Source organism: Enterococcus sp. DIV0358 (assembly GCF_051713465.1).
In the GTDB taxonomy this organism is placed as follows: domain Bacteria; phylum Bacillota; class Bacilli; order Lactobacillales; family Enterococcaceae; genus Enterococcus; species Enterococcus faecalis.
Map to the genome: position 1 here is coordinate 2,397,501 of NZ_JBIOPX010000001.1, position 24,748 is coordinate 2,422,248.

Consider the following 24,748-nt stretch of genomic DNA (forward strand, 5'->3'; position numbering starts at 1 on the left):
TAGCGGGATCGAACCGCTGACCTCCTGCGTGCAAAGCAGGCGCTCTCCCAGCTGAGCTAAGGCCCCGAATTTATTTGATTGAGAGTAGACCTCTCAAAACTGAACAAAGTAAAGACGAAATGTGTATTTCCGTAATATTCCTTAGAAAGGAGGTGATCCAGCCGCACCTTCCGATACGGCTACCTTGTTACGACTTCACCCCAATCATCTATCCCACCTTAGGCGGCTGGCTCCAAAAAGGTTACCTCACCGACTTCGGGTGTTACAAACTCTCGTGGTGTGACGGGCGGTGTGTACAAGGCCCGGGAACGTATTCACCGCGGCGTGCTGATCCGCGATTACTAGCGATTCCGGCTTCATGCAGGCGAGTTGCAGCCTGCAATCCGAACTGAGAGAAGCTTTAAGAGATTTGCATGACCTCGCGGTCTAGCGACTCGTTGTACTTCCCATTGTAGCACGTGTGTAGCCCAGGTCATAAGGGGCATGATGATTTGACGTCATCCCCACCTTCCTCCGGTTTGTCACCGGCAGTCTCGCTAGAGTGCCCAACTAAATGATGGCAACTAACAATAAGGGTTGCGCTCGTTGCGGGACTTAACCCAACATCTCACGACACGAGCTGACGACAACCATGCACCACCTGTCACTTTGTCCCCGAAGGGAAAACTCTATCTCTAGAGTGGTCAAAGGATGTCAAGACCTGGTAAGGTTCTTCGCGTTGCTTCGAATTAAACCACATGCTCCACCGCTTGTGCGGGCCCCCGTCAATTCCTTTGAGTTTCAACCTTGCGGTCGTACTCCCCAGGCGGAGTGCTTAATGCGTTTGCTGCAGCACTGAAGGGCGGAAACCCTCCAACACTTAGCACTCATCGTTTACGGCGTGGACTACCAGGGTATCTAATCCTGTTTGCTCCCCACGCTTTCGAGCCTCAGCGTCAGTTACAGACCAGAGAGCCGCCTTCGCCACTGGTGTTCCTCCATATATCTACGCATTTCACCGCTACACATGGAATTCCACTCTCCTCTTCTGCACTCAAGTCTCCCAGTTTCCAATGACCCTCCCCGGTTGAGCCGGGGGCTTTCACATCAGACTTAAGAAACCGCCTGCGCTCGCTTTACGCCCAATAAATCCGGACAACGCTTGCCACCTACGTATTACCGCGGCTGCTGGCACGTAGTTAGCCGTGGCTTTCTGGTTAGATACCGTCAGGGGACGTTCAGTTACTAACGTCCTTGTTCTTCTCTAACAACAGAGTTTTACGATCCGAAAACCTTCTTCACTCACGCGGCGTTGCTCGGTCAGACTTTCGTCCATTGCCGAAGATTCCCTACTGCTGCCTCCCGTAGGAGTCTGGGCCGTGTCTCAGTCCCAGTGTGGCCGATCACCCTCTCAGGTCGGCTATGCATCGTGGCCTTGGTGAGCCGTTACCTCACCAACTAGCTAATGCACCGCGGGTCCATCCATCAGCGACACCCGAAAGCGCCTTTCACTCTTATGCCATGCGGCATAAACTGTTATGCGGTATTAGCACCTGTTTCCAAGTGTTATCCCCCTCTGATGGGTAGGTTACCCACGTGTTACTCACCCGTCCGCCACTCCTCTTTCCAATTGAGTGCAAGCACTCGGGAGGAAAGAAGCGTTCGACTTGCATGTATTAGGCACGCCGCCAGCGTTCGTCCTGAGCCAGGATCAAACTCTCATAATAAAAGTTAGAACAATCTTACGATTGTTAAGCTCAATTTGTTTGCTAGCATATTGCTTGCTTGTTAAAAATGTTTGTTGTCTTGAATTGAATCAAGACGCCCTACACATTTGGTTCGTCTATTCTTTGTTCAGTTTTCAAAGGTCTACGTTACCTCGCAGCAACTTTTATATCATAACAAACTTTCGTTTGAATGTCAAGAACTTTTTTGAAAAAGTTTTTTTAAGTTGTTTTGCTCGGTCGTTGTTGTCTGTTGTGACAACTTCTATATCTTATCATCTCGTTTGTTATTTGTCAACAACTTTTTTGTTGTTTTTTCAAACTTTTTTCGAGAGATTTGAAATCAAGAATTGTTATTTAATTATTGATTTCTGAATCGCTCAGCTGTGTGACTCGCCTTGCGACATGTAATAATATATCAAGATTTTGATGTTTGGTCAACACTTTTTTTCAAAAAAATTAAAAGAAGTTTTCAATCTGTTTTCATTCTTTTCAATTATTTCGTTTTTAAACTTTTTAAATCCTAATTGTCTATCAAAACAGTTTAATTCCTTACTAAAAATCGAACAATTTGAATCATATATTTGAAATAGTTCGATTAACTTTTTTACGTACAACATAAAAAAAGAAAGAATCTGTTCAATTATCGACAGATTCTTTCTTTTTTGTTTAAAACATTGGGACACCTTCAATATGATATTTTGACCAAATCGTTTTTAATTCTGCAGGCGCTACCCATGTATAGTCTTTATCCATTTCATTTTTAAGTGCTTGTTCATCCATCTCGAAGACAAACAGCGGAACATTTTCTTTATTGATATGCGCGTTAGTTAATTCTACTAAGCTAATTGAAGTAACGTCCAATTGAACCTCTTCTTTGAACCATTGTAGCATACTAGCTAAACCCGTCATCTCATCAGAAACTTTTGCCATCGCAAACTCAATCGCTTCACCTATTGGATGCATCAAAAATTTTTTACTACCATCGTTTAAGTTCAGTATGATTGTTCCAGCGACTTTTTTGTTAGACACGACATCCACCTCAATTAATTTTTAGATTCACTAACAAAAGAAATTGTAACACACTTTCTGAAAAAATACAGAATTATTTTTCAAGCAACTTATCCATTGCTTCATCAATCCATTCTGGAAGTTCTTTGTCTAAGGTTGCAAAGCCAATTTTTTTATTCTTATCCGTAAAATATTTTTTGCGTCGATGGTTCACTGAATGAACTTTGTCTTCAAGGGTTCGTAAAGATAAGCTAATCTTTTGAGAATATTCATCAACATCAATAACTTGAACGGTTACTTTTTGTCCAACGGTTAAGAGTCCATGGATATTTTTGGTAAAGCCAGCTTGTACTTCCGAAACATGAATCAGTCCTTGTGTTTCTTCGTCTAAAGAAACAAATGCGCCATATGGTTGAAGTCCGGTAATTGTGCCAGAAAGTACCATACCAATTTTGTACTTCATCAAATTTCCTCTTTTCATACGATAAATTTCTTTTTCCGTTTCTACTCATTTAAAATAATAGCATTTTTTCAACGTTTGTGCATTATTTCTTCCCTAGTTGTTAAAACTATTGTTTCATCTTTTAAGCAAAATCTACTATACTATAGGAAGTAAGACTTTATATAGAAGAAAAGGAGTTATCTTATGTTTAATTTTAATGAAACCATTGATCGTCGCCACACGAATTGTGTTAAATGGGACACCGTTGAAACTAGTTACCACGAAAAAGATTTACTACCTTTATGGGTTGCTGATATGGATTTCAAAGTACATCAGCCTATTCTTGATGCCTTGTCACAAGTTATTGAACAGGGCATTCTAGGATATGCGATTGCACCTAATGAACTGTATCAAGCAATTCAAGATTGGCAACGGCAACACCATCAATTGATTGTTGAAAAAGAAGAAATTTTGTTTAATAGTGGCGTGGTACCCAGTTTGGCCACAGCCGTTCAAGCGTATACAGCACCTGCTGATTCTGTCATGATTTGTGATCCAGTCTACCCCCCTTTTGCAGATGTGGTAAAACAAAATGAGCGTAGACTTGTGCGCCATTCTTTACTAGAAGTTAACGGACATTATGAAGTTGATTTGGTTAAAATGGAACAACAGATAATCGAAGAAAAAGTGAAACTGTTACTTTTTTGTAATCCCCATAATCCTGGTGGACGTGTTTGGACAAAAGAAGAATTGCTAGCAATTGGCCGTTTATGCCAAAAACACCAAGTAACTGTGGTTAGCGATGAAATTCATCAGGATTTGATTTTCAAACCGCATACCTTCACTTCCTTCACTGTCGCTGATGAAACATTTAAGGAATTCACTGTTACCTTAACAGCGGCAACCAAAACCTTTAATTTAGCGGGGATTAAAAATTCAATGCTGTTCATTCCTAATGAAAAACTACGGCAATCTTTCGTATCTTTACAAGACAAAAATCATCAAGGCGGCATCAATACTTTTGGCTACGTTGGAACGGCAGCTGCCTATCAAACAGGGGAAGAATGGCTAACGGCGTTACTTGATTATTTAAAAGAAAATATTGATTTTGCCCTTTCCTTTTTCCGTGAAGAGCTGCCTAGCGTTCGTGTAATGGAACCTGAAGGAACCTATCTTTTATGGTTAGATTTTAGTTCTTATTCGCTAACGGATCGGGAACTTCGCGATACCTTAATTCATAAGGGGAAAGTGGTTTTAAATCCAGGAATTAGTTTTGGTCCCCAAGGTTCTCAACACATGCGTTTAAACTTAGCTTGTTCAAAAGAAACTCTCGAAGAAGGCCTTTTACGTATCAAAAAAGCCTTTAATTAAAAACAGCTGTCCTAGTTTTTAGGACAGCTGTTTTTAATTCTTTCTTTTGCGTTTAGCTAAATAAACTCTGACGAACCAGATACCTGAAAATAGAAGTAAAATTTCTCCAATTATGATTGTATAAAATCCTGGTTCATGAACGATTCCTTGCTGATCTACATACGTAAAAAACGTTCCTATAAATGGGAGTATTACTGCAAACAAAGCCAAGGCCATTGGATATCTGTATTTTTCTAACAAATTCGCTTCCTCTCCTTCTATTCTTTAATTCAGTATCCTATAAAGACTTCATTAAAAGAAGCGATTTGGATGCTTTTAAAAAAAAGTTAGTCGTTTTAAGAAAAAAATAAAGAGTACCAACGAATTTGTCCCTCGTTGGTACTCTCTTTTTCAATTGGTTAAACTTATTCACCAATGATTTCAACTGTGTCCATCACGACGTCAAATGTTGGACGGTCTTGGGCATCCCGTTGGACTCCACCAATTTCATCCACTACATCCATACCATCAACAACATGACCAAAAACAGTATGACGGAAGTCTAACCAAGGTGTTCCGCCTTGTTTGTAAGCTTCAATAATTTCTTCTGGAAAACCAGCGTCTTCTAACTGACTCATCATTTGAGCTGGAACATTTTGATTAGTAACAACAAAGAATTGGCTACCATTTGTGTTAGGACCAGCATTTGCCATTGACAATGCGCCACGCAAATTGAAAACATCCCGAGAAAATTCATCCTCAAATGCTTCTCCATAAATACTTTCGCCGCCCATTCCTGTTCCGGTTGGGTCACCGCCTTGAATCATAAAATCAGGAATCACACGATGGAAAATAACGCCATCATAGTAGCCCTTTTTCGCTAATTCAACAAAATTTTTAACCGTTTTAGGCGCTTGTTCTGGGAATAATTGAACAGTGATGTCGCCTCGGTTTGTTTTAATGACCGCTTTTGGGCCTTTAGCATTTTCTAAATCTAATTGTGGAAATTGTGACATGAGAATGTCCTCCTAGATAATTATTTTATAGTTCCATCATATCGAAAAATGCTGAAAATTGCTATGATCTTTTTCCAATGATTAAAGAATGCTTTGATTCGTTAGCCAAACTTGCTTTTTTCGAAAAGCCGTGCTATTTTGTGAAGTGTTCGCAAAACGATCAATAGTTGTCTCAACCCTAAATGAATTAGGAGGAATTTTCAAATGTCTGATGAAAAAGATATTTATGATTTAACGATTATCGGCGGCGGTCCTGTTGGATTATTTGCCGCTTTTTATGCGGGAATTCGTAAAGCAAAAACGAAAATCATTGATAGCCTGCCGCAATTAGGTGGTCAGCTAACAATGCTGTATCCCGAAAAATATATTTATGATATTCCTGGATTCCCTGCTATTAAAGCCGGTGAGTTAATTGCCAATTTGGAAAAACAGATGCAGCCATTTCAGCACGATGTTTGCTTGGAAGAAGAGGTCACACACCTTGCACAGGAAGCAGATGGACTTTTGCGCTTAGACACAACTAAAGGCACACATTATTCTAAAACGGTTATCTTTGCGATTGGTAACGGCGCTTTCCAACCTCGACGTTTAGCTATCGAAAATGTTGAAGCCTTTGAAGGTGAGTCAATCCATTATTATGTGACTGACATGAAAAAATTCGCTGGCAAAAAAGTTGCGATTGCTGGTGGCGGCGATTCCGCAATTGACTGGGCTTTAATGCTAGAAAACGTCGCAGAAGAAGTATCTATTATCCATCGTCGCCCACAATTTCGCGGCCACGAACATAGCGTGGAACAACTGGAAAAATCTAGCGTTTCTATCAGAACTCCTTATATCATTAGTGATATTTTAAAGGAAAATGAAACGTTCACAGGCATCCAATTAACGGAGACAAAAGGTGACCAAACATTGGATCTCCCTCTGGATGATTTAATTATCAATTATGGCTTCACTTCTTCTTTAACACACCTCAAAGAATGGGGATTAGACGTTTCTAGAAATGCTATTAATGTTCATTCCGATATGTCAACTAACATTCCTGGTGTATACGCTGTAGGGGATATCTGTTCCTATGAGGGAAAAGTGAAATTAATCGCTACAGGCTTTGGTGAGGCACCTACTGCCGTAAATAATGCTTTACATTACTTACGGCCCGATGCTCGACGTCAACCAGTTCATAGTACAAGTTTATTTGAAAACGGTGTACCTAAATAAGGTTAGCACTGGACTTTAGCAGTTTTTAAGCCAAGGACAAAAATCTAAAACGGATTTTTGTCCTTGGCTTTCTGCTTTACTGAAAAGCCTTTCTTTTTCTCTTTTAAATTTATTTTTGATACAATAAAAAGTGCTAGGAGGAAGAAAGATGAACCAACCAATTATTTATTTAAATGAAGTATTCAACGAAGAACAACTGGAACAAGTGAAAGCTGTGGCACCCAATTATCTAGTTAAAACATCTACCGATCATTTATCCTCTGCTGAAGAAGAGGCCATCGAAATTATGTTAGGCTGGCATAAAGAAATTGGTCCGCGTTTATTAGCCTCTGATACTAGTCACCTAAAATGGATTCAGCTCATTTCTGCTGGTGCTGATTATATGGATTTTGATAAATTAAGAGAAAAAGGCATTCTGTTGTCTAATGGTAGCGGAATCCATAGTGTTTCTATCTCAGAACATGTTTTAGGCGTTTTATTAGCACATACCCGCGGACTGCAAGAAAGTATCCAACAACAAATGCAACACACATGGAATCAAACAGCCCCTTCCTATCAACAACTTTCTGGGCAAAAAATGTTAATCGTAGGCACTGGGCAAATCGGACAACAATTAGCTAAATTTGCTAAAGGTTTAAATCTTCAAGTTTATGGCGTGAATACCTCTGGACATGTGACGGAAGGCTTCATTGAATGCTATTCACAGAAGAATATGAGTAAAATTATCCATGAAATGTCCATTGTTGTGAACATTCTTCCTTTGACTGAAACAACAAAACATTTATACAATCAGGCACTTTTTGAAAAAATGGCTCCTGAAACAATTTTCGTAAATGTTGGTCGCGGCGCCTCAGTAGCAACGAACGATTTGATAACTGCCTTAAACAATAAAACCATTGCTTTTGCTGCCTTAGATGTCTTTGAAGAAGAACCTCTTCCCGAAGATAGCCCTTTATGGGAGATGCAGAATGTTTTATTAACACCTCATATTTCTGGCATGACACCGAAGTTCAAATCAAAATTACTGGCGATTTTTATTCCAAACTTAAATCAATTTGTGACGGATCAGACCCTCGTCAAAAACCAAGTTTCCTTAAAAAAAGGCTATTAACTCAAAAAAGGCCTTCAACCATCTTTCAAGTAATTGCATGGTTGAAGGCTTTTTTTGCTATTTTTTACCAGATAACCTTGAAGTTATCATTTGTCGACGCTTGAATGATTGGATGTTTTTTTAAATATTCTGCAATCAGTTCCGTCATATCAATTTGAATTTCTCGAATAATTTTTTCAGGTTGGAACATTTGATAGTTTCCGCCACCGACTGCTCGGTATTGATTTGTCACGATTTCCAAAACATCTTCTGCTTGCACTGCTTTGCCATGATAATTAAGTTTCGTCACTCTTTCACCAAACGGTTGTCTTAAATCAAGCGCATACTCAATGCCTTCATACATATCATAATTATAGTATTGTGGTTTTGGATCGACATATTTCGGGTTGAAAATTGGTTGGCCTTTTTCTAACACAAAATAAGTAGCGCTTTGTTCTAACGCTTCACGGAGGTCTTGTCCAGTGACACGCAATACAGCCAAGGTATTTGGATAAATATAGTTGGTAATGATATCGCGCATCGTAATTTGGTTATTAAACCCTTTGCCTTCATTGTTAAAAAGTGCAGTCCCTGAAATATCCGTTCCGCTTGAAGCCATTTGGACGTTATTAATAAATTCTATATATGGATGTTCTTTGAGGCGTACGGCATTCGGATTTTGAATCGTCATATCCCCTTCCACATTTCCCACCGGTTGGTCAAGCCACTCTTCTACCTCGTCATGTAACGCTGTTGTCAAAGCTAAAACTTCTGCATCTGGTTGTTCGTTTCCAACAGGATGAATAGCTGCGTCACTTCCAATAACGCGATAGCCTTTAGCCATAGGTTCAATTTCTAAAGTAATTTCTCCAACAAAAGCTCCTCGAAAACCTGGTTGAATCACAGGTATTCCATTCAGTTTTGTAGCAATTTCTCGATGTTGGTGACCAGTGACTAAGGCATCAATCCCAGGAACTTTTTCCAATAAATCGTAGCCTTCATTTTCTCCTGTTAGTAATTCCGTGGGTTCCCCTGTTTCTAAATCTTTTTCAAAACCGCCATGGTAAGCGACAACAACTAGGTCTGCTTCTTCCCGCAGTTTTGGCACGTATTCCGCCGCTGTTTCAACGACACTTTTAAACGTTAAATCTTTGACTGTTGCCGGCTGTTCCCAATGAGGAATATATTGGGTCGTCACGCCAAGGATGGCTACTTTAACCCCTTGTTTTTCTATGATGACATACGGCTGACCGAAATAAGGTTGTCCATCTTTACCAAGAATATTGGCAGCTAAAACTGGCTGTTGATAACTGGCAATCGTTTCCTTTAAATAATCTAAACCGTAATTAAATTCGTGGTTACCTAAAATGCTAACATCATAATCCATTTGATTAATGATCTTAGTGATGGCTTCCACTGAATGTGTTTCTGCTTTTCTTACGTAATAACTAAGCGGCGAACCTTGAATAAAATCCCCATTTTCAATTTGAAAAACTGGTCCTTTGGCAGACGCCCGTAACTTTTTCAGCATGGTTGCTGCTTTTGCGGTTCCAAAAGGCAAATCCATCTTTTTTTCACTATAACTTGTCGGCATAATATACCCATGCATATCACTTGTTGCTAAAATTTTTATTTGCATTTTGTTTCTCTCCTTCTTCCGCCCAAAAGAACAGGAAGGTTAGAACACGAGCCATAACGACTCAGATCCCAACCTCCCACGTCTGTTTATTTATTGATTATTGGTTCCATGCTTGTTCAAATTGTGATGTTGCATCTTTCAATAATTTTTTCGTGTCTTTATTTGATGAAGCAAAAATACTTTCCATAATTGTCCGCATTTCATTATAGGCTGAATCAGCATTTTCTTCTACTGGGATAGCGAATAAATCTTTTACTGCGTTTTCAAGTTGTGCAGGTACTTTGGTTGTCTTAGAATTTTTGTACTCATCACTGTGTAAAACAGATTCTAAAATTGGCATATAACCTGTTTGTTGTGCCCAGTACAATTGTGAATCAGGAGTAGCTAAGAATTTCATGAATTCAAATGCCGCTGTCCGTTGTTCTGGCGTAGCACTATCGAACATATAAATATCTGTTCCTTGTTGTAAGTTGATTTTTTCAGGACGTGGTGCAACACCGTATTCATAGCCACCAGCTTCAGCATCTTTTTGAACAAAACCAGCACCAGCAATACTACCGACAAACATTGCTACCTTTTTGTTTGCAAATGGGCCAGATAAATATTTATCTGAACCAGCTGTGCGGAAGTAACCTGCTTCGATACCATCACGGTAATAGTCCACGACTTCTTGTGAATCTTTGCTTGTTAAATCTAAGTCTTTATTAAAATCAACGCCTTTGTTTTTCATTCCAATTGCGTAATAGTTATTTAACGAGTCAAAACCAGCACCAACGACTTCTTTGTTGGATTTTTCGTAAATTGTTTTAGAAGCTTCTTTTAATTCCTCTAATGTTTTCGGTACTTCAACACCATATTCTTTCAACAAATCAGCATTATAGAATAACATTTCTGTCGATTTATTAAATGGAATGCCGTATTGTTTGCCGTCGATTTTGGCGCCGTCTAACAATACTTCACGAATTGGCTCTGCATCTTTCCAGCCGATTGTGTCATCATCCATATATGGTTTTAAGTCCACTAACATTTCATCTTGTGCAGCATTCCATAACCAGCCTGGGTACGCTTGCGTAATTGTTGGTAAATCTTTTGGTGAAGTTAAAGTCGAATTGATTTTGGCTTGTAAATCAGGGTAAGCAGATTGATTTTGTAATTCCACTTTAATTTTTGGATTTTCTTTCATGAAGTCTTTCGTTAATTTTGTTAACGCTTCTTCTTGAACCCCATTCATTGCATGCCAGAAAGTGATTGTCGTATCTTCCTTCACTTCTTTCACAATATCGTTTGATTCTTTGGCCCCATTACCGTTACCACAAGCCCCCAATGCGAAAATAGCTGCGGTTGCTAACACTGTTGTTGCTAGAGTTTTGAACTTCATTTTTTTCTCTCCCTTAAAAAAATTTATAAAACAATTTGCTCGCCACGTTCTGGCAATATTCTTTCACCATACGGGTTTTCCAGTTTTTCTGGTTTTAACGTATGGATTGGAACCAATACTTGAGGTTCAATCAATGCAATAATTTTATCCAGATCTTCTGGAATTGCATGTCCTGAACAAGCTAAACGGACAAAAGTAATGTCTTTTTTAGCCAACAAATCTAAAAACACGCGATACTGTGGATCAAAGTCTCCTAACGGTTGTGCATCACTGTGAATGTATAAACTACCTTCTTGGAGGTTGTCAAACTGGTTCACAACTTGCCACAAATAGTCTGTTTTGTCCTTTAGTAACGTGTCATACGGGATTTCTAACGCTGGATTCAATTCTGGTATTTTACCAGATTCAGCATAATAATAACGAACTTCTATTCCAAATACTTCAAGTAACAACGCAGCCATATTTGCTTCTAAAACGACTGTACGTGGTGACTTTTCAATAATCTTAGCAAAACGTTCCACGTTTGCTGGATAACCATTAAAGGTAATTTGTCGATTCGGGTTTTCTAGTTCTAAACGAACCAAGTGCTGAACAAGATCTTCTTCACTGACAACCGCTATTTGGGCTGGATCTGGTTCACGTTCTGGGAAGCTAATGCTTACGCCTTCCATCATTAATAATTCAGTATGTTTGGCTTTTTCACAAAAAGCTAAAGTCTCTTCACGATTATGGCCATGTAAGCGCAAATCACCTGTGTATGTGATGAAATGGTCAGGCGTGCGAATCAGTAATGCCGAAGCACCGTACGCATCATGATCAACAGGCACGATTTCCACTGAAATTTCGCCAACTTTAATCACATCGTTTTTATTAAGACCAATCATTTCTCGGGTAAAATTCTTTTCTTCAAACGGTGACGGAATCAAAAAATCACCTTTTCGATTTAAACTATTTAGAATCATTTTCGTTTCTTTTAGGGTGTACAACGGAACAGCTGGGTCTAAATAATTAATCATGCGTGAATGATCTAAGTGGGCATGAGATAAGAAAACAGCTGTGTGTTGATACTCTTTGTCTTCTGCACCATGATATTCATAACCTAAACGTGGATCATATAAGTCTTTTAATTCTGGCACTAAACGATTATTAATTAAGGTTTCAATGTGATCATCGGGCAAATCTAATTCTGGTCGAAATTCTGTACCAAAATCAAAGAAGATGTGGGCATCTTTATACGCCACTTCAATCACGGTTCCTCCAATTGTTAAAATGCCACTGTGAAAAGTCACAGTTGTTTTAGCCTTTGATTCCATTTTTTGCAACTCCTCTGATAATTTCTTTTCTGAAAATCAAGTAAATAATTAAAATTGGAATAACGGTTAATGTTGCAGCAGCCATTTGTAAATGTACGTCACTACCGCTCTCTGTCGCAAAGGCCGATAGTCCATTATTCAATAGACGGTATTTTTTCTCGTTCGTCACCAACAATGGCCACAAGAAAGAATTCCAACTAGAAATGAATGTTAAAATCCCTACTGTTACCAACGCTGGTTTTGACATTGGTACTAAAATACGCCAAATATATTCTAAATCACTAGCGCCATCAATCTTGGCAGCCTTGTAAAAAGTATCAGGAATACCTTTTAAATACCCGTTTAAATAGTAAATATAAAAAATACTAGTTAAAAATGGAATAATTAAGGCGCTGTAAGTATTTAACAAACCTAATTGCGCAATCGTTTGATAATTGGTAAAAATAATAGATTCATACGGAACCATTAACAACGAAATCATCAAAGCAATGACCACATTTTTAAAACGGAACTTCAAACTCGTTAATGCGAATGAAGCTAACACGGCGGTGACTACCGTAGCAATCGTTGTAACGCCTGAAACAAAGACTGTGTTCAAGAAATACCGAAGAAAGGGTGCTTTTTGAAAGACCTCTGTGTAGTTTTGCCATTGTGGTTGTTTCGGAAACATGGTTGGCGGCATGCTGGTCGCTTCAGAGTAACTCATTAAACCAGCTAAAATCATATAGACAAATGGAAATAACGTAATAACGGCTAAAATGCCTAAGAAAACAAATGCGATAATCGTTAAAACTTTTTTCATTGGCTTATTGCCCCACTTTCTTTAAGAGTTTATTTTGTAAGAAAGTGACCACTAAAATAATCACAAATAAAATCACTGTGGCGGCCATCGCAATTCCGGGACGTCCTGCAATGTGGAATTTGTCATAAATATAGTACACTGCGGTTGTGGCACTATTGGCAATCCCCGCACGGCCACCGAATAAAGCATAAACTTGTGTATAAACTTTAAAGGCGCCAATTAAGTTGACCGTTAATAAAAAGGCAATGGTCGGGACTAGCTGCGGAAACGTAATACGTCGGAAAATTTCGCCGTCTGAGGCGCCAAACATTTTTGCAATTTTAAAATGTTCTTCATCAATATTTCTCAACCCAGCCAACAAAATAATAATATTAAATGCTAAACTCGTCCAAACCCCAAAAATAATCAATGTTGGCATACTCATTTGAACATTATCTAGCCAGTTGACAGAAGGAATGCCGAAAAAGCCTAAGACGTAATTGACAATTCCATAATCGCCATTAAAGAAGTAACGGAAGACAATCCCAATGGCAATCGTACTCGTTACATAAGGCATAAAGAAAATCGTTTCAAAGAAACTCTTATGTTTAACTTTTTCAAAGATAATCCAAGCAATTGCTAGGGAAATTATCAAGGCAATCGGTACCACAGCAAATGCATAGAGCGCTGTATTTTTTAACGCTTTATAGAAGATTGGATCATTCAATACACGTTGATAATTTTCTAAACCAGCGTAGCGTTGGTTAATTAAGGAACCTTTTTGGAAGCTCATCCACAAAGAACGAAACAGCGGATAAACGCTAAACAGTAAAATGATTCCTAATGATGGCAGAAGGAAGAGCCATGCTTTTGGTTGATTTTCTGGATTGTATTTTTTCATTAGTAAACCCGGTCTCCCGCTTCGTTAAAGATAAATACTTTTTTATATGAAAAATCAAAAGATAAAGTGTCTCCTTCTTCAATCGCTTCTTCTACACTTACAATTGATTTCACTTGTTCATTTCCTAATGTAAATCGTAAAATACGTTCTCGACCAATCAATTCCACTAAATCTGTCGTTGTGGTAAAGAGACCTGTTTCAGCTGGTACCACATCTTCTGGACGAGAAGCAAACGTATATTTCCCATCAGTCATTGGCATTTTAAAGCGTGCTTGCTCAAAACGCTCAAGCGGAATTTCAAAACTTTCGTGGTACATTTTGCCGTCTTTCACTTCAACAGACAATAAATTAATAATTGGGTTACCTATGAACTGAGCAACAAATAAGTTATTTGGTTCTAAGTAAAGGTTTTGAGGTTCATCATTTTGTTGAATAACCCCTTCGTTTAATAAAATAATTTTATCACTGATTGATAGCGCTTCCTCTTGGTCGTGCGTTACAAAGATTGTTGTAATGCCAACTTCTTTCACCAAGCGGCGGATTTCTTCACGAATTTTCAAACGCAAACGTGCATCCAAGTTACTTAAAGGCTCATCTAATAATAAAACATCTGGTTTTTGAACTAACGCCCGGGTAATCGCAACACGCTGTTGTTGACCACCAGAAAGTGTGCCTGGCTTTTTATGGCTTAACTCTTCAATATTCGTTAGTTTCATATATTCTTCGGCAATAGCTTGTGCCTCTGCCTTGGGAACTTTCTTACTTCCTACCGTCAAAGGAAACATTACGTTTTCTAGAACAGTCATATGTGGATATAAGGCATAGTTTTGAAAAACGAACCCGATGTTCCGATCTTTTGGTGCTGTTTTGACAACCGATTGCTGTCGAAACTGAATATCTCCATCACTTGGATGTAATAAACCTGCAATTAAGTTTAAAATTGTGGATTTCCCACACCCACTTGGCCCTAACAAACAAACCAAGTCCCCTTGCTCAATCGTAAAATTGACCGATTTTAACGCTTCAAACCCATTATCGAATACTTTTTTCAAGTCGATAACTTCTATCATGACCCAACCTCCAAAAAAACATTTAATAGCATACCTTTTGATTTTAACATTTATTTCTTGCAACCGCGAGAGCAAAGCTGTTTCATTAAGATAAAAATAGGTAAAGTTAATGTATTTTTTATGTAAAAAATGTTGTTTTTCTGAAAAGTCTATTCACACTTTTTTTAATGCACAACAAAAAAACAGAGAATTTTTCTCTGCTTTTTTGGTTATTTTTTAGAATCTTTTTCTGATTCCTTTACAATATAAATTGGTCGTTTTTTCGTTTCTAAGAAAATTTTGCCGATATATTTGCCAATAATTCCTAAACATAATAGTTGCAAACCACCTACAAAAAGTACAATACAAACCATTGAAGGCCAGCCGCTTGTTGGATCACCATTAACTAATGTTCGAAAGATAATCACTAACATTGCTAGTGCAGAACCAATACACGAAAAGGCGCCAACGTATGAAGCAATATTCAATGGTGTTTCTGAAAAATTGACAATCCCATCAATTGAATAACTTAATAGACTCCAGAAAGACCAAGAGGTTTCTCCAGCAATTCGTTCTCGATTTTTAAATTCAATATATTCTGTTTTAAAGCCGACCCAACTAAAAATCCCTTTTGAAAAACGATTATACTCAGATAACTCTAAAATCGCATCGACCATTTGTCGGGTCATGACACGAAAGTCACGGGCACCATCCACCATTTCTGTCTCAGCAATTCGATTAATGAGTTTATAGAACATCCGTGCAAAAAAGCTACGAATGGGCGGTTCGCCGTCTCTTGTTATGCGTCGTGTGCCAACACAATCTAAATCTGTACTGGTTTCAATCATCTCAATCATTTGAGGTAATAACTCAGGCGGGTCTTGTAAATCAACGTCCATGACTGTCACCAAGTCACCTGTTGCTTCTTTTAAACCAGCGTATAAGCCTGCTTCTTTCCCAAAATTTCGTGAAAAAGAAAGATAACGGACCTTCTCTGGATGTTCGCGATAAAGCTGTCTTAAAACAGCTAAGGTCTTATCTTTTGAGCCATCATTCACAAATATATATTCTACTGAATGAGACAGTTGCTGGCTAATTTTTTCTACTTCTTCAAAAAACAGCGGAATCGCTGCTTCCTCATTATAACAAGGGACAACAATTGATAACATTTTATTTCCTCCACACTTCAGTTAATTATCATTATACCATATGATAGCTTTATTAAATAACGATATCCAATTAAGAATAGCTTAATTAAATAGAAAGAACCTGAGAAAAAATCCAAAACGATTTTTTCTCAGGCTGACTAGCGGTTAAACGAAAGCAACAGAAATAGTCCTACGCACTACTTCAGCCTCTTTTGTTTAGCACTAAAATTATTTTGTTAAATCTTCTTGGTTTGCTTCAAATTGATAACGCGGTTCATCATTCTTTTCATCATAATCAACAATCAAATCATACCCTTTAAAGAACCAATCATCTGTTTCTTCAATAAAATAGGTAATCCCATCTAGGTTCTCTTTAATCATTGGCTCATCTGGCGCTTCTACAGACATCGCAATGGAAAAACCATCATGAACAGGTGTTTTTCCGTAAATTTTTCCGAAAAAACGAATGCCTGTCTCAGGCTGAACCCCGGTTTCTTCTTTAAACCATTGTTGGGCTTTCGGTGTCACTTCTAATTTCATTCTTTGTTCCTCCTTCACATCTCTGTCGCCATTTATTGTAGCACAGCGCAGTGCTTTTAGAGAATAAAGTGCTTAGCCATTCATTTTTTCATCTAATAAATCGACATCTGCGGTATCACCGATAACTAATAAATTGTCGTTTTCTCGAACAATTTCAGAAGCATCTGGCGAAGCAATTACTTCTGTTTTCGAGCGGCGGATTGCTACCACAGTTAAACCAAATCGCTGACGGAAATTTAATTCTGCTAAGGTTTTATTGTAAAATTTAGGATTGGTGACCCGAACCTCAGCTAATGAAAATTCGCTAGATAATTCAATATAATCTAAAATATTGCGTGAAACAAGTTTGTGAGCAATTCGAATACCCATATCCCGCTCTGGGTGAACGACCATGTCTGCCCCAATTTTATCTAAGACACGGGCATGATATTCATTGACTGCTTTGGCTAAGACATTGGGAACCCCCATCTCTTTAACCATTAGTGTCACTAAAATACTCGCTTGAATATCTTCACCAATTGCCACCACTACGTGATCAAAATTCCGAATCCCTAAAGAACGCAACGTCATTTCATCTTGGGCGTTAGCCACCACTGCATGCGTTGCAATATTCATATATTCATTGACACGGTCTTCACTGCTGTCAATGGCCAAAACTTCTTGACCAGCTTCCACCAAAGTTTGGCATATGCTGCCGCCAAAACGTCCTAAACCAATAATTGCAAAATTTTGTTTCATTTCTTCTGACCGCTCCTGTCTGTTCGTTAAAATTAGTATAACAAATCCATAAATAAATTCCTAGAAGGATTTCCTAGAATTTATTTATGGATTTATCTGATATTTATTTGGCTAAACCATGTTGAAAAGCATAAATCGCTGCTTGGGTCCGATCATCCACATCTAGTTTTGCTAAAATGTTTGAAACATGTGTTTTAACTGTTTTCAAAGTGATAAAGAGTTCATCAGCTATTTCCTGATTACTTTTACCTTGTGCAATCAACATTAAAATTTCGTGTTCTCGATTTGTCAAATCTTCATGCAACACCGGCTCTTGTTTTTTTGTTAACCGTTCCATCATCTTATGCGTCACTTCAGGTTCCAACACACGCTCTCCGCGATAAGTCGCCCGAATTGCATCAGCAATCTCATGTGCTGTTGATGTTTTTAATAGGTAGCCCGCTGCACCAGCTTCAATCGCCGGATATACTTTTTCATCATCAATAAAACTCGTCACAATAATAATCTTGGCTTCTGGCCAATCTTTCAAGATCGCTTTTGTTGAATCAATGCCGTCCATTTCTTCCATTACCAAATCCATCAAAATAACATCTGGACGTAGTTCCAATGCTTTTTCATAGCCAATCTTACCGTTTTCTGCTTCGCCTACGACTTCTATATCCTCTTGAATAGATAAATATGATGAAACGCCTAAACGGACCATTTCATGGTCATCCACTAACATTACTTTGATCACTTGCAGTTTCCTCCTTTATGACAGGAACTTTAATTTCAACGCTGGTTCCCTGCCCTTTAAAACTAATAATTTTAACTGTACCGCCCATGCCGACAACACGTTCTCGAATATTATTTAAGCCATAACTACCGGCTTTATTACTTTGTTCCTTCATATCAAAGCCGACACCATCATCAACAATACGCAATAACACGTTTTTATCGACTTGGTGTAAGTATACCTCTAATTCCTTTGCTTTGGCATGTCTTAAGGTATTGGAAAGTAATTCCTGCACAATTCGGAAAAGATGATCCTCAATGCTGCTATTTAAATGAACATCTTCAACATCCCAAATCAATTCAATTTTAATTTTTGTTTGTAGTTCTTTCAGTAATTGTTCAATACCTTTACGCAAACTTTTTCCTTCTAGACTGATAGGACGCAAGTGCAATAGTAACGCGCGCATTTCCGATTGGGAGGCATTAATGATTTCTGCCACCATGGCTAGTTGTTTACGATATGGTTCCGGGGTTTCTGTTCGTTGTGCTTGTTCATTTAAGGCAGACAACATCATCATGGCTGCAAAAAGTTGTTGACTGACTGAATCATGCAACTCCCGCGCCAAACGATGCCGCTCGTTCTCTAAAATTTCTTCTTTTGTTTGCCCATCCATTAATTGCGGCCGACTGTTTAATAATTGCAATTCTTTAGACATCTCTAATAATTTATTTTTAATCGACCAAATATCTTGTTCGACTTCGGTTAGATAATGGTCTTGATTCTCACTGGTCGTTGGTTTGTTTAAGACTGGACTTTCATAATTACCATTGGCCAATAACCGAAGTTTTTCTTCAATCCGTCCATATTGCCCTTTTTGAACCAATGAAATCAGTAAAAAGGTCAATAAGCCTATTAGTAAGGATATGAGAACAATGTGCACAATTAGTGGTAAATAAAAGACTTTTCTCTGAAGAAGCTCTAATAGCCACCGGTTTTGTTTAATCGAATGAAAATATGAAAACAATGTAATTAAGATAACAATAAAGGTGCTAAGGGACGCATATAATGAAATCATGCGTCTTGAAATCCGATCGGTCATACACGGATCACCTCAACATCTCCTACTAAAGTGTTCGTCATAATTTTCAAACGACGAAGATTGGTATCATAATCATTGCTGTAAATTTTTAATGATTCGTTTTTCAATTGATATTTTTCTTCTTCAAAACGTACCGTTCCGTAAAAAGTTGAATGTTCTAACAAAATAGCTACACCTAACGGCACTAGAATTCGCGTGCGGCCAAAACCTTTACGAATAATAATAATATTGTCTTCTTTCGGTAGTAGCGTATTACCTAAATCAATAATGGTGTCCCCAGAGATTAAATCAATATTGATGTCATCCCATTCATAGATATTGTTACCAATGCGTTCGTTGGCAAACCAGCGGCGTTTAAATCGTTTGCCATTTTTAGGTTCTTTTGCCGCCGTCTCTACCATAATCATTTGTTTTTTACGCCAAGGTGCTCGTTCAGCTATATCCACGCCTGAAATCTCAAAGCCTTTTAAGCCGATAAAGAGTACGCCAAAAATCAACATAAACCAAACAGCCGTGCTGTTCATTGCACCAATGACAATAAAAACAACGCCGAGGACGAATTGAAAGTTGTTAAAATGTGTTTTAGATGCTTTCCTGGAAACATAGGCCACAAGTAAAACGCCAATTGTTAATAAAACAGCTAATCCAGGATTATGTACAATTTGCCATAACGCCAGAATAAAAAGTAATGCTTCTGCGACGATAAAAAAGCGCCAAGGGTTATTCATAGATTTGCCTCCTCCCTCTCTCATTTATTTTACTCGTTTATTTTATTTAATCATAGTGGTTTGCGCCTCAGGTTACCATAGGACTTTAGCCCTAAATGTCCTATATTGCGAAAGGACAGGCCTTGGAAGCTGCCTGCCCTACTCAATTATTTAGTTTGCTTCAACTTTTGTAATTTTAACTGTCATGTCGCCACCAGGGGTTGCAATAATCACTTGATCGCCTAATTGTTTACCAATTAAGGCTTGCGCAATCGGTGAATCGTTAGAAATTTTACCAGAAAATGGATCGGCTTCGGCACTTCCTACGATTGTGTATTCCTCTTCTTCTCCATCAGGCAATTCTTGGAAAGTAACTGTTTTACCGATGGAAACTTCGTCTTGGTCCACGCCATCATTGTCGATAATTTCTGCAAAACGAATCATATTTTCTAACGTTGTAATACGTCCTTCAACGAAAGCTTGTTCATCTTTAGCTGATTCATACTCTGAGTTCTCTGAAAGATCCCCAAAGCTACGAGCGATTTTAATACGCTCTACGATTTCTTTACGTTTAATTGTTTTTAATTCTTCTAGCTCTTGTTCTAATTTTTCTTTTCCTTCAAGAGTCATTGGATATACTTTTTCTACCATGTTAATTCTCCTTTTTCGCTTAACGATACGTAGTTCTTGGTTGGTTATTGAAAAAAATTCCGCTTTCAATCCACAAAAGAGTACCACGCTTTTTCTAAATTGTAAATATAATTATTGAATTTTTGTGATTTTGCTAAATTTTATTTATATAAATTTCTAGTTGCTACCCTTTCCCTCTGTTAAACAGATTACTTTTTGAGTATCTAAAAGCTTGGTGAATCATACAAAATTGATTCACCAAGCTCTTTTATGTTTTCATTTTATTCACTACTTGAATTATTGACATACTGATCTACTAATACTTGATGTTCTTCATATGTTTTTGAGAAGTATACTTTTCCTGTAGAAATATCTGCTACAAAGTATAAATAGTCACTTGGTGTCGGATTCAAGACTGCTTTAATTGACTCCTCACTTGGGCTATCTAATGGTCCTGGTCCATAACCAGTATTTTTATACAAGTTATAAGACGAGTCCACTTCCAAGTCAGCATACGTTACAGTTTCTTTGTGTTCTCCTAGAGCATACAAAATAGAAATATCTGATTGGATTGGCATATCAGCAGCCAAGCGGTTAAAGAATACTTGCGCAATTTGTTTGCGGTCTGCTTCTTTGACTCCTTCTTTTTCAACCAGTGAAGCTAACGTTAAGACTTGCTGATTGGTTAAATTCTTTGCATGAATTGTCGGCGTATATTGTTCCATTACTGTGTTCATTTTAGCAATCATTTGTTCGACAAATTCAGGAAGTGTTGCTTTTTTGTAGTAATCATAAGTTGCCGGGAACAAATAGCCTTCTAAGCGATAACGAACACCTTCTGCAGTTGCAGCACTTTCAAGTAAATCAGGATACTTAGCCTTCATTTGATTGAAGAAGTCTTCGTTTTTCATTAATGCAATGAAATCTGCTTTCTTGAAATCCGTATTTTTTTCAATGGCTTCGCCAATTTTATCTATATCGTAGCCTTCAGGAATCGTTACTTTGCCATCTGCAATTTTAGTTGGTTCTGGCGTGCCTCCTTCTTTTAGCATTTCACCAATTTCATCGAGTGTCATGCTTGGAGACATTTGATAATAGCCCGCTTGAAAATCTGTTAAGTTTTTAAATTTTACGTAGTAGTTAAAAACCATTCCGCTTTTAATGACGTTGCTTTCTTCTAAAACCGCAGCAATTTGCTTATTAGAAGATCCTTCTGGGATATGCACTTGAACAAGCTTCTTATTGTTCTTGTCTAGTGGTTGTAGCCCAGCATCTACATATTTATAAAAAGTAAACCCAAAGATTGCCATCATTAAAACCAATACAGAAACTACAATTAACACGATACGACCGACTAAACGATCTTCTTTTTTACGTGTTTGTTTTTTTGTATTTGTTGGCTTTTCGTCTGTTTCAATCGGGGTTGGCTCTTCGACTGTCTGTGTTGTCTTGTCTTTCCCACGTCTTCGAGCAGCTCTAGAACCTGCACGTGTTTGTGTTGTGCGGCTCGCTGTTTCTTGTGATTCATCATATGAAGGTTGGGGAGACCTATCATTTTTTTCAGAGGAATCAGGTTGATCGCCATCATTTCTACCTTTTAAAGACCCAGTTACTTGGTCTCTAAGCGAAGATTTGGGATCTTGGTTATTTTGGTTATCATTAGCCAAAACTAACCCTCCTTACTATTCTATCGTTTATGACTGAAACTATTATACATGAAACCTCTTTAAAATTAAATGTTTTTAATAAAAAGACCGTCATTCCCTGATAAAAAATTCATCATTGACAACGGTTAAAGCCTATGATGGCGCTTTTCTATTGAAACGATAATAAATCTTAAAATCCTCCTAAATTTATCGAAAATCCATTTTCTATTAGGAATTTTGTAGCAAAATAGCACCTAAGTCTTTAGGCGATTGTACTAGGAATGTCGCTCCCGCCTCTTGTAACTCTGTTTCTTCACCAAATCCATACAAGACACCTATACTATCTAAGCCATTTTGTTGAGCACCAAGAACGTCATGATTACGATCACCAACCATGATAATCGCTTCTTTGGTTGGGTCTAATTGAGCTTCCGCTAATGCATACTGAATCACATCTGCTTTTTTAGAACGATGACCGTCCATACTCGCTCCATAGATGCCTGTAAAATAACGATCTAAATCAAAATGAGTAATAATCTTTTTAGCAAATTCTTCTGGCTTGGAAGTCGCAATGTATAACTTTGCTCCCGCTTCCTTTAACCTTGTTAGTACCTCTGGGATCCCTGGATACACATGATTTTCAAACATACCTTTTCTCTGATAATACGCTCGATAATGACTCACGGCTTGTTGCGCTGCTTCAGCTGAAGGCGCCATGTGCAAAAATGACTCATATAAAGGCGGCCCTATGAAAGAACGTAACGTCTCCTCGCTAGGATCTGGCCAGCCTAATTGTTCTGTTGCGTACAAAATAGAACGCATAATGCCGCTACCAGAATCCGTAATTGTGCCATCTAAATCAAATAAAATCGTTTGATACATCTTCACTTCACTACTTTCTAGCATTTTTTGTCTAATTGATTCTTCAAAATAAGATACGCAAAAGAAGCACATTTTTCAGCGCTTCTCTGCCTTTTTATTTATTTTGCTGTAAACGTATCTGGTTTTTTATCTGATTGCTGTATTTCATAGGCAATGGCTTCAACGATTCGGCGGCTAGCTTGACCATCCCCATACGGATTTTGTGCATGCGCCATCGCGTGGTAAGCATCAGAATCAGTCAATAATGTTTTCGCCTCTTGATAGACTACTTGTTCGTCTGTACCAACCAATTTCAATGTTCCTGCCGCTACGCCTTCTGGACGTTCCGTTGTATCTCGTAAAACTAAAACTGGCACCCCTAAGGAAGGAGCTTCTTCTTGCACACCACCAGAATCAGTTAAAATTAACGCACTTTTCGCTGCAAAATTTTGAAAATCTTTGACGTCCAATGGTTCAATTAAATGCACACGAGCTAATTCACCTAAGTGTTCCGCTACTATTTCACGGACTTTGGGATTTTTGTGCATAGGGAAAATGACTTCAATTTCTGGATGTTCCATTACAAGTCGACGAACAGCTTTAAAAACATTTGCCATTGGCAGGCCTAAATTTTCACGACGATGCATTGTAATTAGCACGATGCGTTGGTCTGTAGGGATTTTTTCCAATAAATCATTTTGATAGTGGGCATCAACAGTATACGCCATCGCGTCAATCGCTGTATTGCCAGTTACATAAATATGTTCTTCTGGATGATTTTCTTTGATTAAATTGTCCTTACTTTGAGTGGTTGGGGCAAAATAAATATCAGTTAACACGTCTACCAGTTGACGATTCATTTCTTCCGGAAACGGAGAATATTTTTGCCAGGTCCGTAATCCTGCTTCCACATGTCCCACCGGAATCTGTTGATAAAAAGCAGCCAATGCAGCCGCAAATGACGTGGTTGTATCGCCATGAACCAAGACAATATCCGGCTGTTCTGTCACAAGAACCTCAGTTAATAAATTCAAAACACGACTTGTAATATCTGTTAAGGTTTGCCCATCTTTCATGATATTTAAATCATGATTCGGTGTAATTTGAAAATCTTCTAACACTTGATCCAACATTTGGCGATGTTGCGCTGTTACGACTACTACAGAGTCAAATCCTTGACTTTGCTCTTCTAAAACTTTGATTAAAGGGGCCATTTTGATTGCTTCTGGCCGTGTTCCAAAAACTGTCATTACTTTAATTTTCTTCATCATTTTCCTCCTAATTCTATGTTAGTTTCGGGTATTTTTGTTGGCGAAATTCTTCTGCTCGTTGGATATAATGTAAGGCGTTCGTATGATTACTGGCTATTTCTGCTGCCGTTAACGGACGGATAACCTTCGCGGGTCGACCAAATGCTAAAACATTTGGCGGGATAATTTTGCCTTCCGTCACTAAAGAACCCGCACCAATCAGGCTGTTTTCTCCAATAATAGCGTTATTTAGAATGGTTGAACCCATGCCAATCAAAGCACCATCACCGATTTTACAACCGTGTAACATGCATTGATGACCCACTGTTACATACTTGCCTACAATTGTCGGGGCATCTTCATCAACATGAATAATCGTGCCATCTTGAATATTACTACCTTCACCAATGGTAATTGTGTTACTGTCACCTCTTAAGACCGACTGAAACCAAATATTACTATCCTTCGCTAGTTGTACGTTTCCATAGACATCTGCACTAGCAGCAATAAAATACTCTTTTTTCAA

Annotated in this window: 25 protein-coding genes, 1 tRNA gene and 1 rRNA gene (1 of these 27 running past the window's edge); 3 read left to right on the plus strand and 24 right to left on the minus strand. The window is 38.3% G+C overall.

What is annotated here, in order from left to right; genetic code table 11:
- The 5 genes from IGK70_RS11615 to IGK70_RS11635 form a co-directional block, all read right to left on the minus strand.
- Nucleotides 1-66, minus strand: a tRNA-Ala gene (locus IGK70_RS11615) (it extends 7 nt beyond the left edge of the window).
- A gap of 79 nt (nucleotides 67-145) precedes the next feature.
- Nucleotides 146-1,706 (minus strand): 16S ribosomal RNA (locus IGK70_RS11620).
- A 434-nt stretch (nucleotides 1,707-2,140) separates the two neighbouring features.
- On the minus strand, nucleotides 2,141-2,389 hold the full coding sequence (locus tag IGK70_RS11625; protein WP_002392518.1) for a hypothetical protein: 249 nt from the start codon (nucleotides 2,387-2,389) through the stop codon (nucleotides 2,141-2,143).
- A complete protein-coding gene (locus IGK70_RS11630) occupies nucleotides 2,373-2,744 on the minus strand; it encodes a hypothetical protein (protein WP_002385270.1) in 372 nt (123 codons plus the stop codon). Before IGK70_RS11630 ends, IGK70_RS11625 begins: the two co-directional genes overlap by 17 nt.
- A 64-nt stretch (nucleotides 2,745-2,808) precedes the next feature.
- Nucleotides 2,809-3,177: a CvfD/Ygs/GSP13 family RNA-binding post-transcriptional regulator gene (locus IGK70_RS11635; RefSeq protein WP_002365178.1), complete on the minus strand. Its 369-nt coding sequence runs from the start codon at nucleotides 3,175-3,177 to the stop codon at nucleotides 2,809-2,811.
- A 183-nt stretch (nucleotides 3,178-3,360) separates the two neighbouring features.
- Between IGK70_RS11635 and IGK70_RS11640 the strand changes: the two genes are divergently transcribed.
- The gene (locus tag IGK70_RS11640) at nucleotides 3,361-4,527 is read left to right on the plus strand and encodes a MalY/PatB family protein (protein WP_002381174.1); all 1,167 of its coding nucleotides are present in this window, start codon (nucleotides 3,361-3,363) and stop codon (nucleotides 4,525-4,527) included.
- A 33-nt stretch (nucleotides 4,528-4,560) separates the two neighbouring features.
- Here the strand turns inward: IGK70_RS11640 and IGK70_RS11645 are convergent, their stop codons facing one another.
- Nucleotides 4,561-4,767 (minus strand): DUF3955 domain-containing protein, encoded by a 207-nt coding sequence (locus tag IGK70_RS11645; RefSeq protein ID WP_002355151.1) that lies wholly within the window; start codon nucleotides 4,765-4,767, stop codon nucleotides 4,561-4,563.
- 164 nt (nucleotides 4,768-4,931) lie between these two features.
- A complete protein-coding gene (locus IGK70_RS11650; protein ID WP_002355150.1) occupies nucleotides 4,932-5,522 on the minus strand; it encodes a peptidylprolyl isomerase in 591 nt (196 codons plus the stop codon).
- Between the two features lie 204 nt (nucleotides 5,523-5,726).
- On the opposite strand from IGK70_RS11650, the gene IGK70_RS11655 reads away from it, so the two are divergent.
- Nucleotides 5,727-6,737 carry an NAD(P)/FAD-dependent oxidoreductase gene (locus IGK70_RS11655; protein ID WP_002368301.1) on the plus strand — a complete coding sequence of 337 codons (1,011 nt, stop codon included), beginning with the start codon at nucleotides 5,727-5,729 and terminating at the stop codon, nucleotides 6,735-6,737.
- 148 nt (nucleotides 6,738-6,885) lie between these two features.
- On the plus strand, nucleotides 6,886-7,848 hold the full coding sequence (locus IGK70_RS11660) for a phosphoglycerate dehydrogenase (protein ID WP_002355148.1): 963 nt from the start codon (nucleotides 6,886-6,888) through the stop codon (nucleotides 7,846-7,848).
- Nucleotides 7,849-7,912: 64 nt separating this feature from the next.
- Here IGK70_RS11660 and IGK70_RS11665 read toward each other — a convergent pair whose 3' ends face one another.
- The 17 genes from IGK70_RS11665 to IGK70_RS11745 form a co-directional block, all read right to left on the minus strand.
- A complete protein-coding gene (locus tag IGK70_RS11665; RefSeq protein WP_104855870.1) occupies nucleotides 7,913-9,466 on the minus strand; it encodes a bifunctional metallophosphatase/5'-nucleotidase in 1,554 nt (517 codons plus the stop codon).
- Nucleotides 9,467-9,563: 97 nt separating this feature from the next.
- Entirely contained in the window at nucleotides 9,564-10,844 is a 1,281-nt protein-coding gene (locus IGK70_RS11670; protein ID WP_002359172.1) for an extracellular solute-binding protein, read from the minus strand.
- 23 nt (nucleotides 10,845-10,867) lie between these two features.
- Nucleotides 10,868-12,157, minus strand: a complete 1,290-nt coding sequence (locus tag IGK70_RS11675) for an MBL fold metallo-hydrolase (protein ID WP_002359171.1) — start codon at nucleotides 12,155-12,157, stop codon at nucleotides 10,868-10,870.
- Nucleotides 12,141-12,959, minus strand: a complete 819-nt coding sequence (locus IGK70_RS11680) for a carbohydrate ABC transporter permease (protein WP_002355144.1) — start codon at nucleotides 12,957-12,959, stop codon at nucleotides 12,141-12,143. The genes IGK70_RS11675 and IGK70_RS11680 overlap by 17 nt, the downstream gene beginning before the upstream one ends.
- 4 nt (nucleotides 12,960-12,963) lie before the next feature.
- Nucleotides 12,964-13,839, minus strand: a complete 876-nt coding sequence (locus tag IGK70_RS11685; RefSeq protein WP_002355143.1) for a carbohydrate ABC transporter permease — start codon at nucleotides 13,837-13,839, stop codon at nucleotides 12,964-12,966.
- Nucleotides 13,839-14,972: an ABC transporter ATP-binding protein gene (locus tag IGK70_RS11690; RefSeq protein ID WP_002396511.1), complete on the minus strand. Its 1,134-nt coding sequence runs from the start codon at nucleotides 14,970-14,972 to the stop codon at nucleotides 13,839-13,841. The genes IGK70_RS11685 and IGK70_RS11690 overlap by 1 nt, the downstream gene beginning before the upstream one ends.
- Nucleotides 14,973-15,118: 146 nt before the next feature.
- A complete protein-coding gene (locus IGK70_RS11695; RefSeq protein ID WP_002355141.1) occupies nucleotides 15,119-16,057 on the minus strand; it encodes a glycosyltransferase family 2 protein in 939 nt (312 codons plus the stop codon).
- A 207-nt stretch (nucleotides 16,058-16,264) separates the two neighbouring features.
- Nucleotides 16,265-16,594: a HesB/YadR/YfhF family protein gene (locus tag IGK70_RS11700; RefSeq protein WP_002355140.1), complete on the minus strand. Its 330-nt coding sequence runs from the start codon at nucleotides 16,592-16,594 to the stop codon at nucleotides 16,265-16,267.
- A 54-nt stretch (nucleotides 16,595-16,648) separates the two neighbouring features.
- Complete coding sequence (locus IGK70_RS11705; protein ID WP_002355139.1) at nucleotides 16,649-17,314, minus strand: potassium channel family protein; 666 nt, start codon at nucleotides 17,312-17,314, stop codon at nucleotides 16,649-16,651.
- A gap of 103 nt (nucleotides 17,315-17,417) precedes the next feature.
- Nucleotides 17,418-18,050 carry a response regulator gene (locus tag IGK70_RS11710; protein WP_002355137.1) on the minus strand — a complete coding sequence of 211 codons (633 nt, stop codon included), beginning with the start codon at nucleotides 18,048-18,050 and terminating at the stop codon, nucleotides 17,418-17,420.
- Nucleotides 18,025-19,128, minus strand: coding sequence for a sensor histidine kinase (locus tag IGK70_RS11715; protein WP_002365182.1), 1,104 nt, complete (start codon nucleotides 19,126-19,128; stop codon nucleotides 18,025-18,027). Before IGK70_RS11715 ends, IGK70_RS11710 begins: the two co-directional genes overlap by 26 nt.
- Nucleotides 19,125-19,856 carry a cell wall-active antibiotics response protein LiaF gene (gene liaF / locus IGK70_RS11720; RefSeq protein ID WP_002381168.1) on the minus strand — a complete coding sequence of 244 codons (732 nt, stop codon included), beginning with the start codon at nucleotides 19,854-19,856 and terminating at the stop codon, nucleotides 19,125-19,127. Before liaF ends, IGK70_RS11715 begins: the two co-directional genes overlap by 4 nt.
- Before the next feature lie 150 nt (nucleotides 19,857-20,006).
- Nucleotides 20,007-20,486 carry a transcription elongation factor GreA gene (greA, locus tag IGK70_RS11725; RefSeq protein ID WP_002355133.1) on the minus strand — a complete coding sequence of 160 codons (480 nt, stop codon included), beginning with the start codon at nucleotides 20,484-20,486 and terminating at the stop codon, nucleotides 20,007-20,009.
- Nucleotides 20,487-20,746: 260 nt separating this feature from the next.
- Nucleotides 20,747-22,132 carry an endolytic transglycosylase MltG gene (gene mltG, locus IGK70_RS11730; RefSeq protein ID WP_002407365.1) on the minus strand — a complete coding sequence of 462 codons (1,386 nt, stop codon included), beginning with the start codon at nucleotides 22,130-22,132 and terminating at the stop codon, nucleotides 20,747-20,749.
- A gap of 207 nt (nucleotides 22,133-22,339) precedes the next feature.
- Nucleotides 22,340-23,017, minus strand: a complete 678-nt coding sequence (locus IGK70_RS11735; RefSeq protein ID WP_162783059.1) for an HAD family hydrolase — start codon at nucleotides 23,015-23,017, stop codon at nucleotides 22,340-22,342.
- A gap of 74 nt (nucleotides 23,018-23,091) precedes the next feature.
- Entirely contained in the window at nucleotides 23,092-24,243 is a 1,152-nt protein-coding gene (gene wecB, locus IGK70_RS11740) for a non-hydrolyzing UDP-N-acetylglucosamine 2-epimerase (protein ID WP_162783060.1), read from the minus strand.
- A gap of 13 nt (nucleotides 24,244-24,256) precedes the next feature.
- The gene (locus IGK70_RS11745; RefSeq protein ID WP_002355129.1) at nucleotides 24,257-24,748 is read right to left on the minus strand and encodes a gamma carbonic anhydrase family protein; all 492 of its coding nucleotides are present in this window, start codon (nucleotides 24,746-24,748) and stop codon (nucleotides 24,257-24,259) included.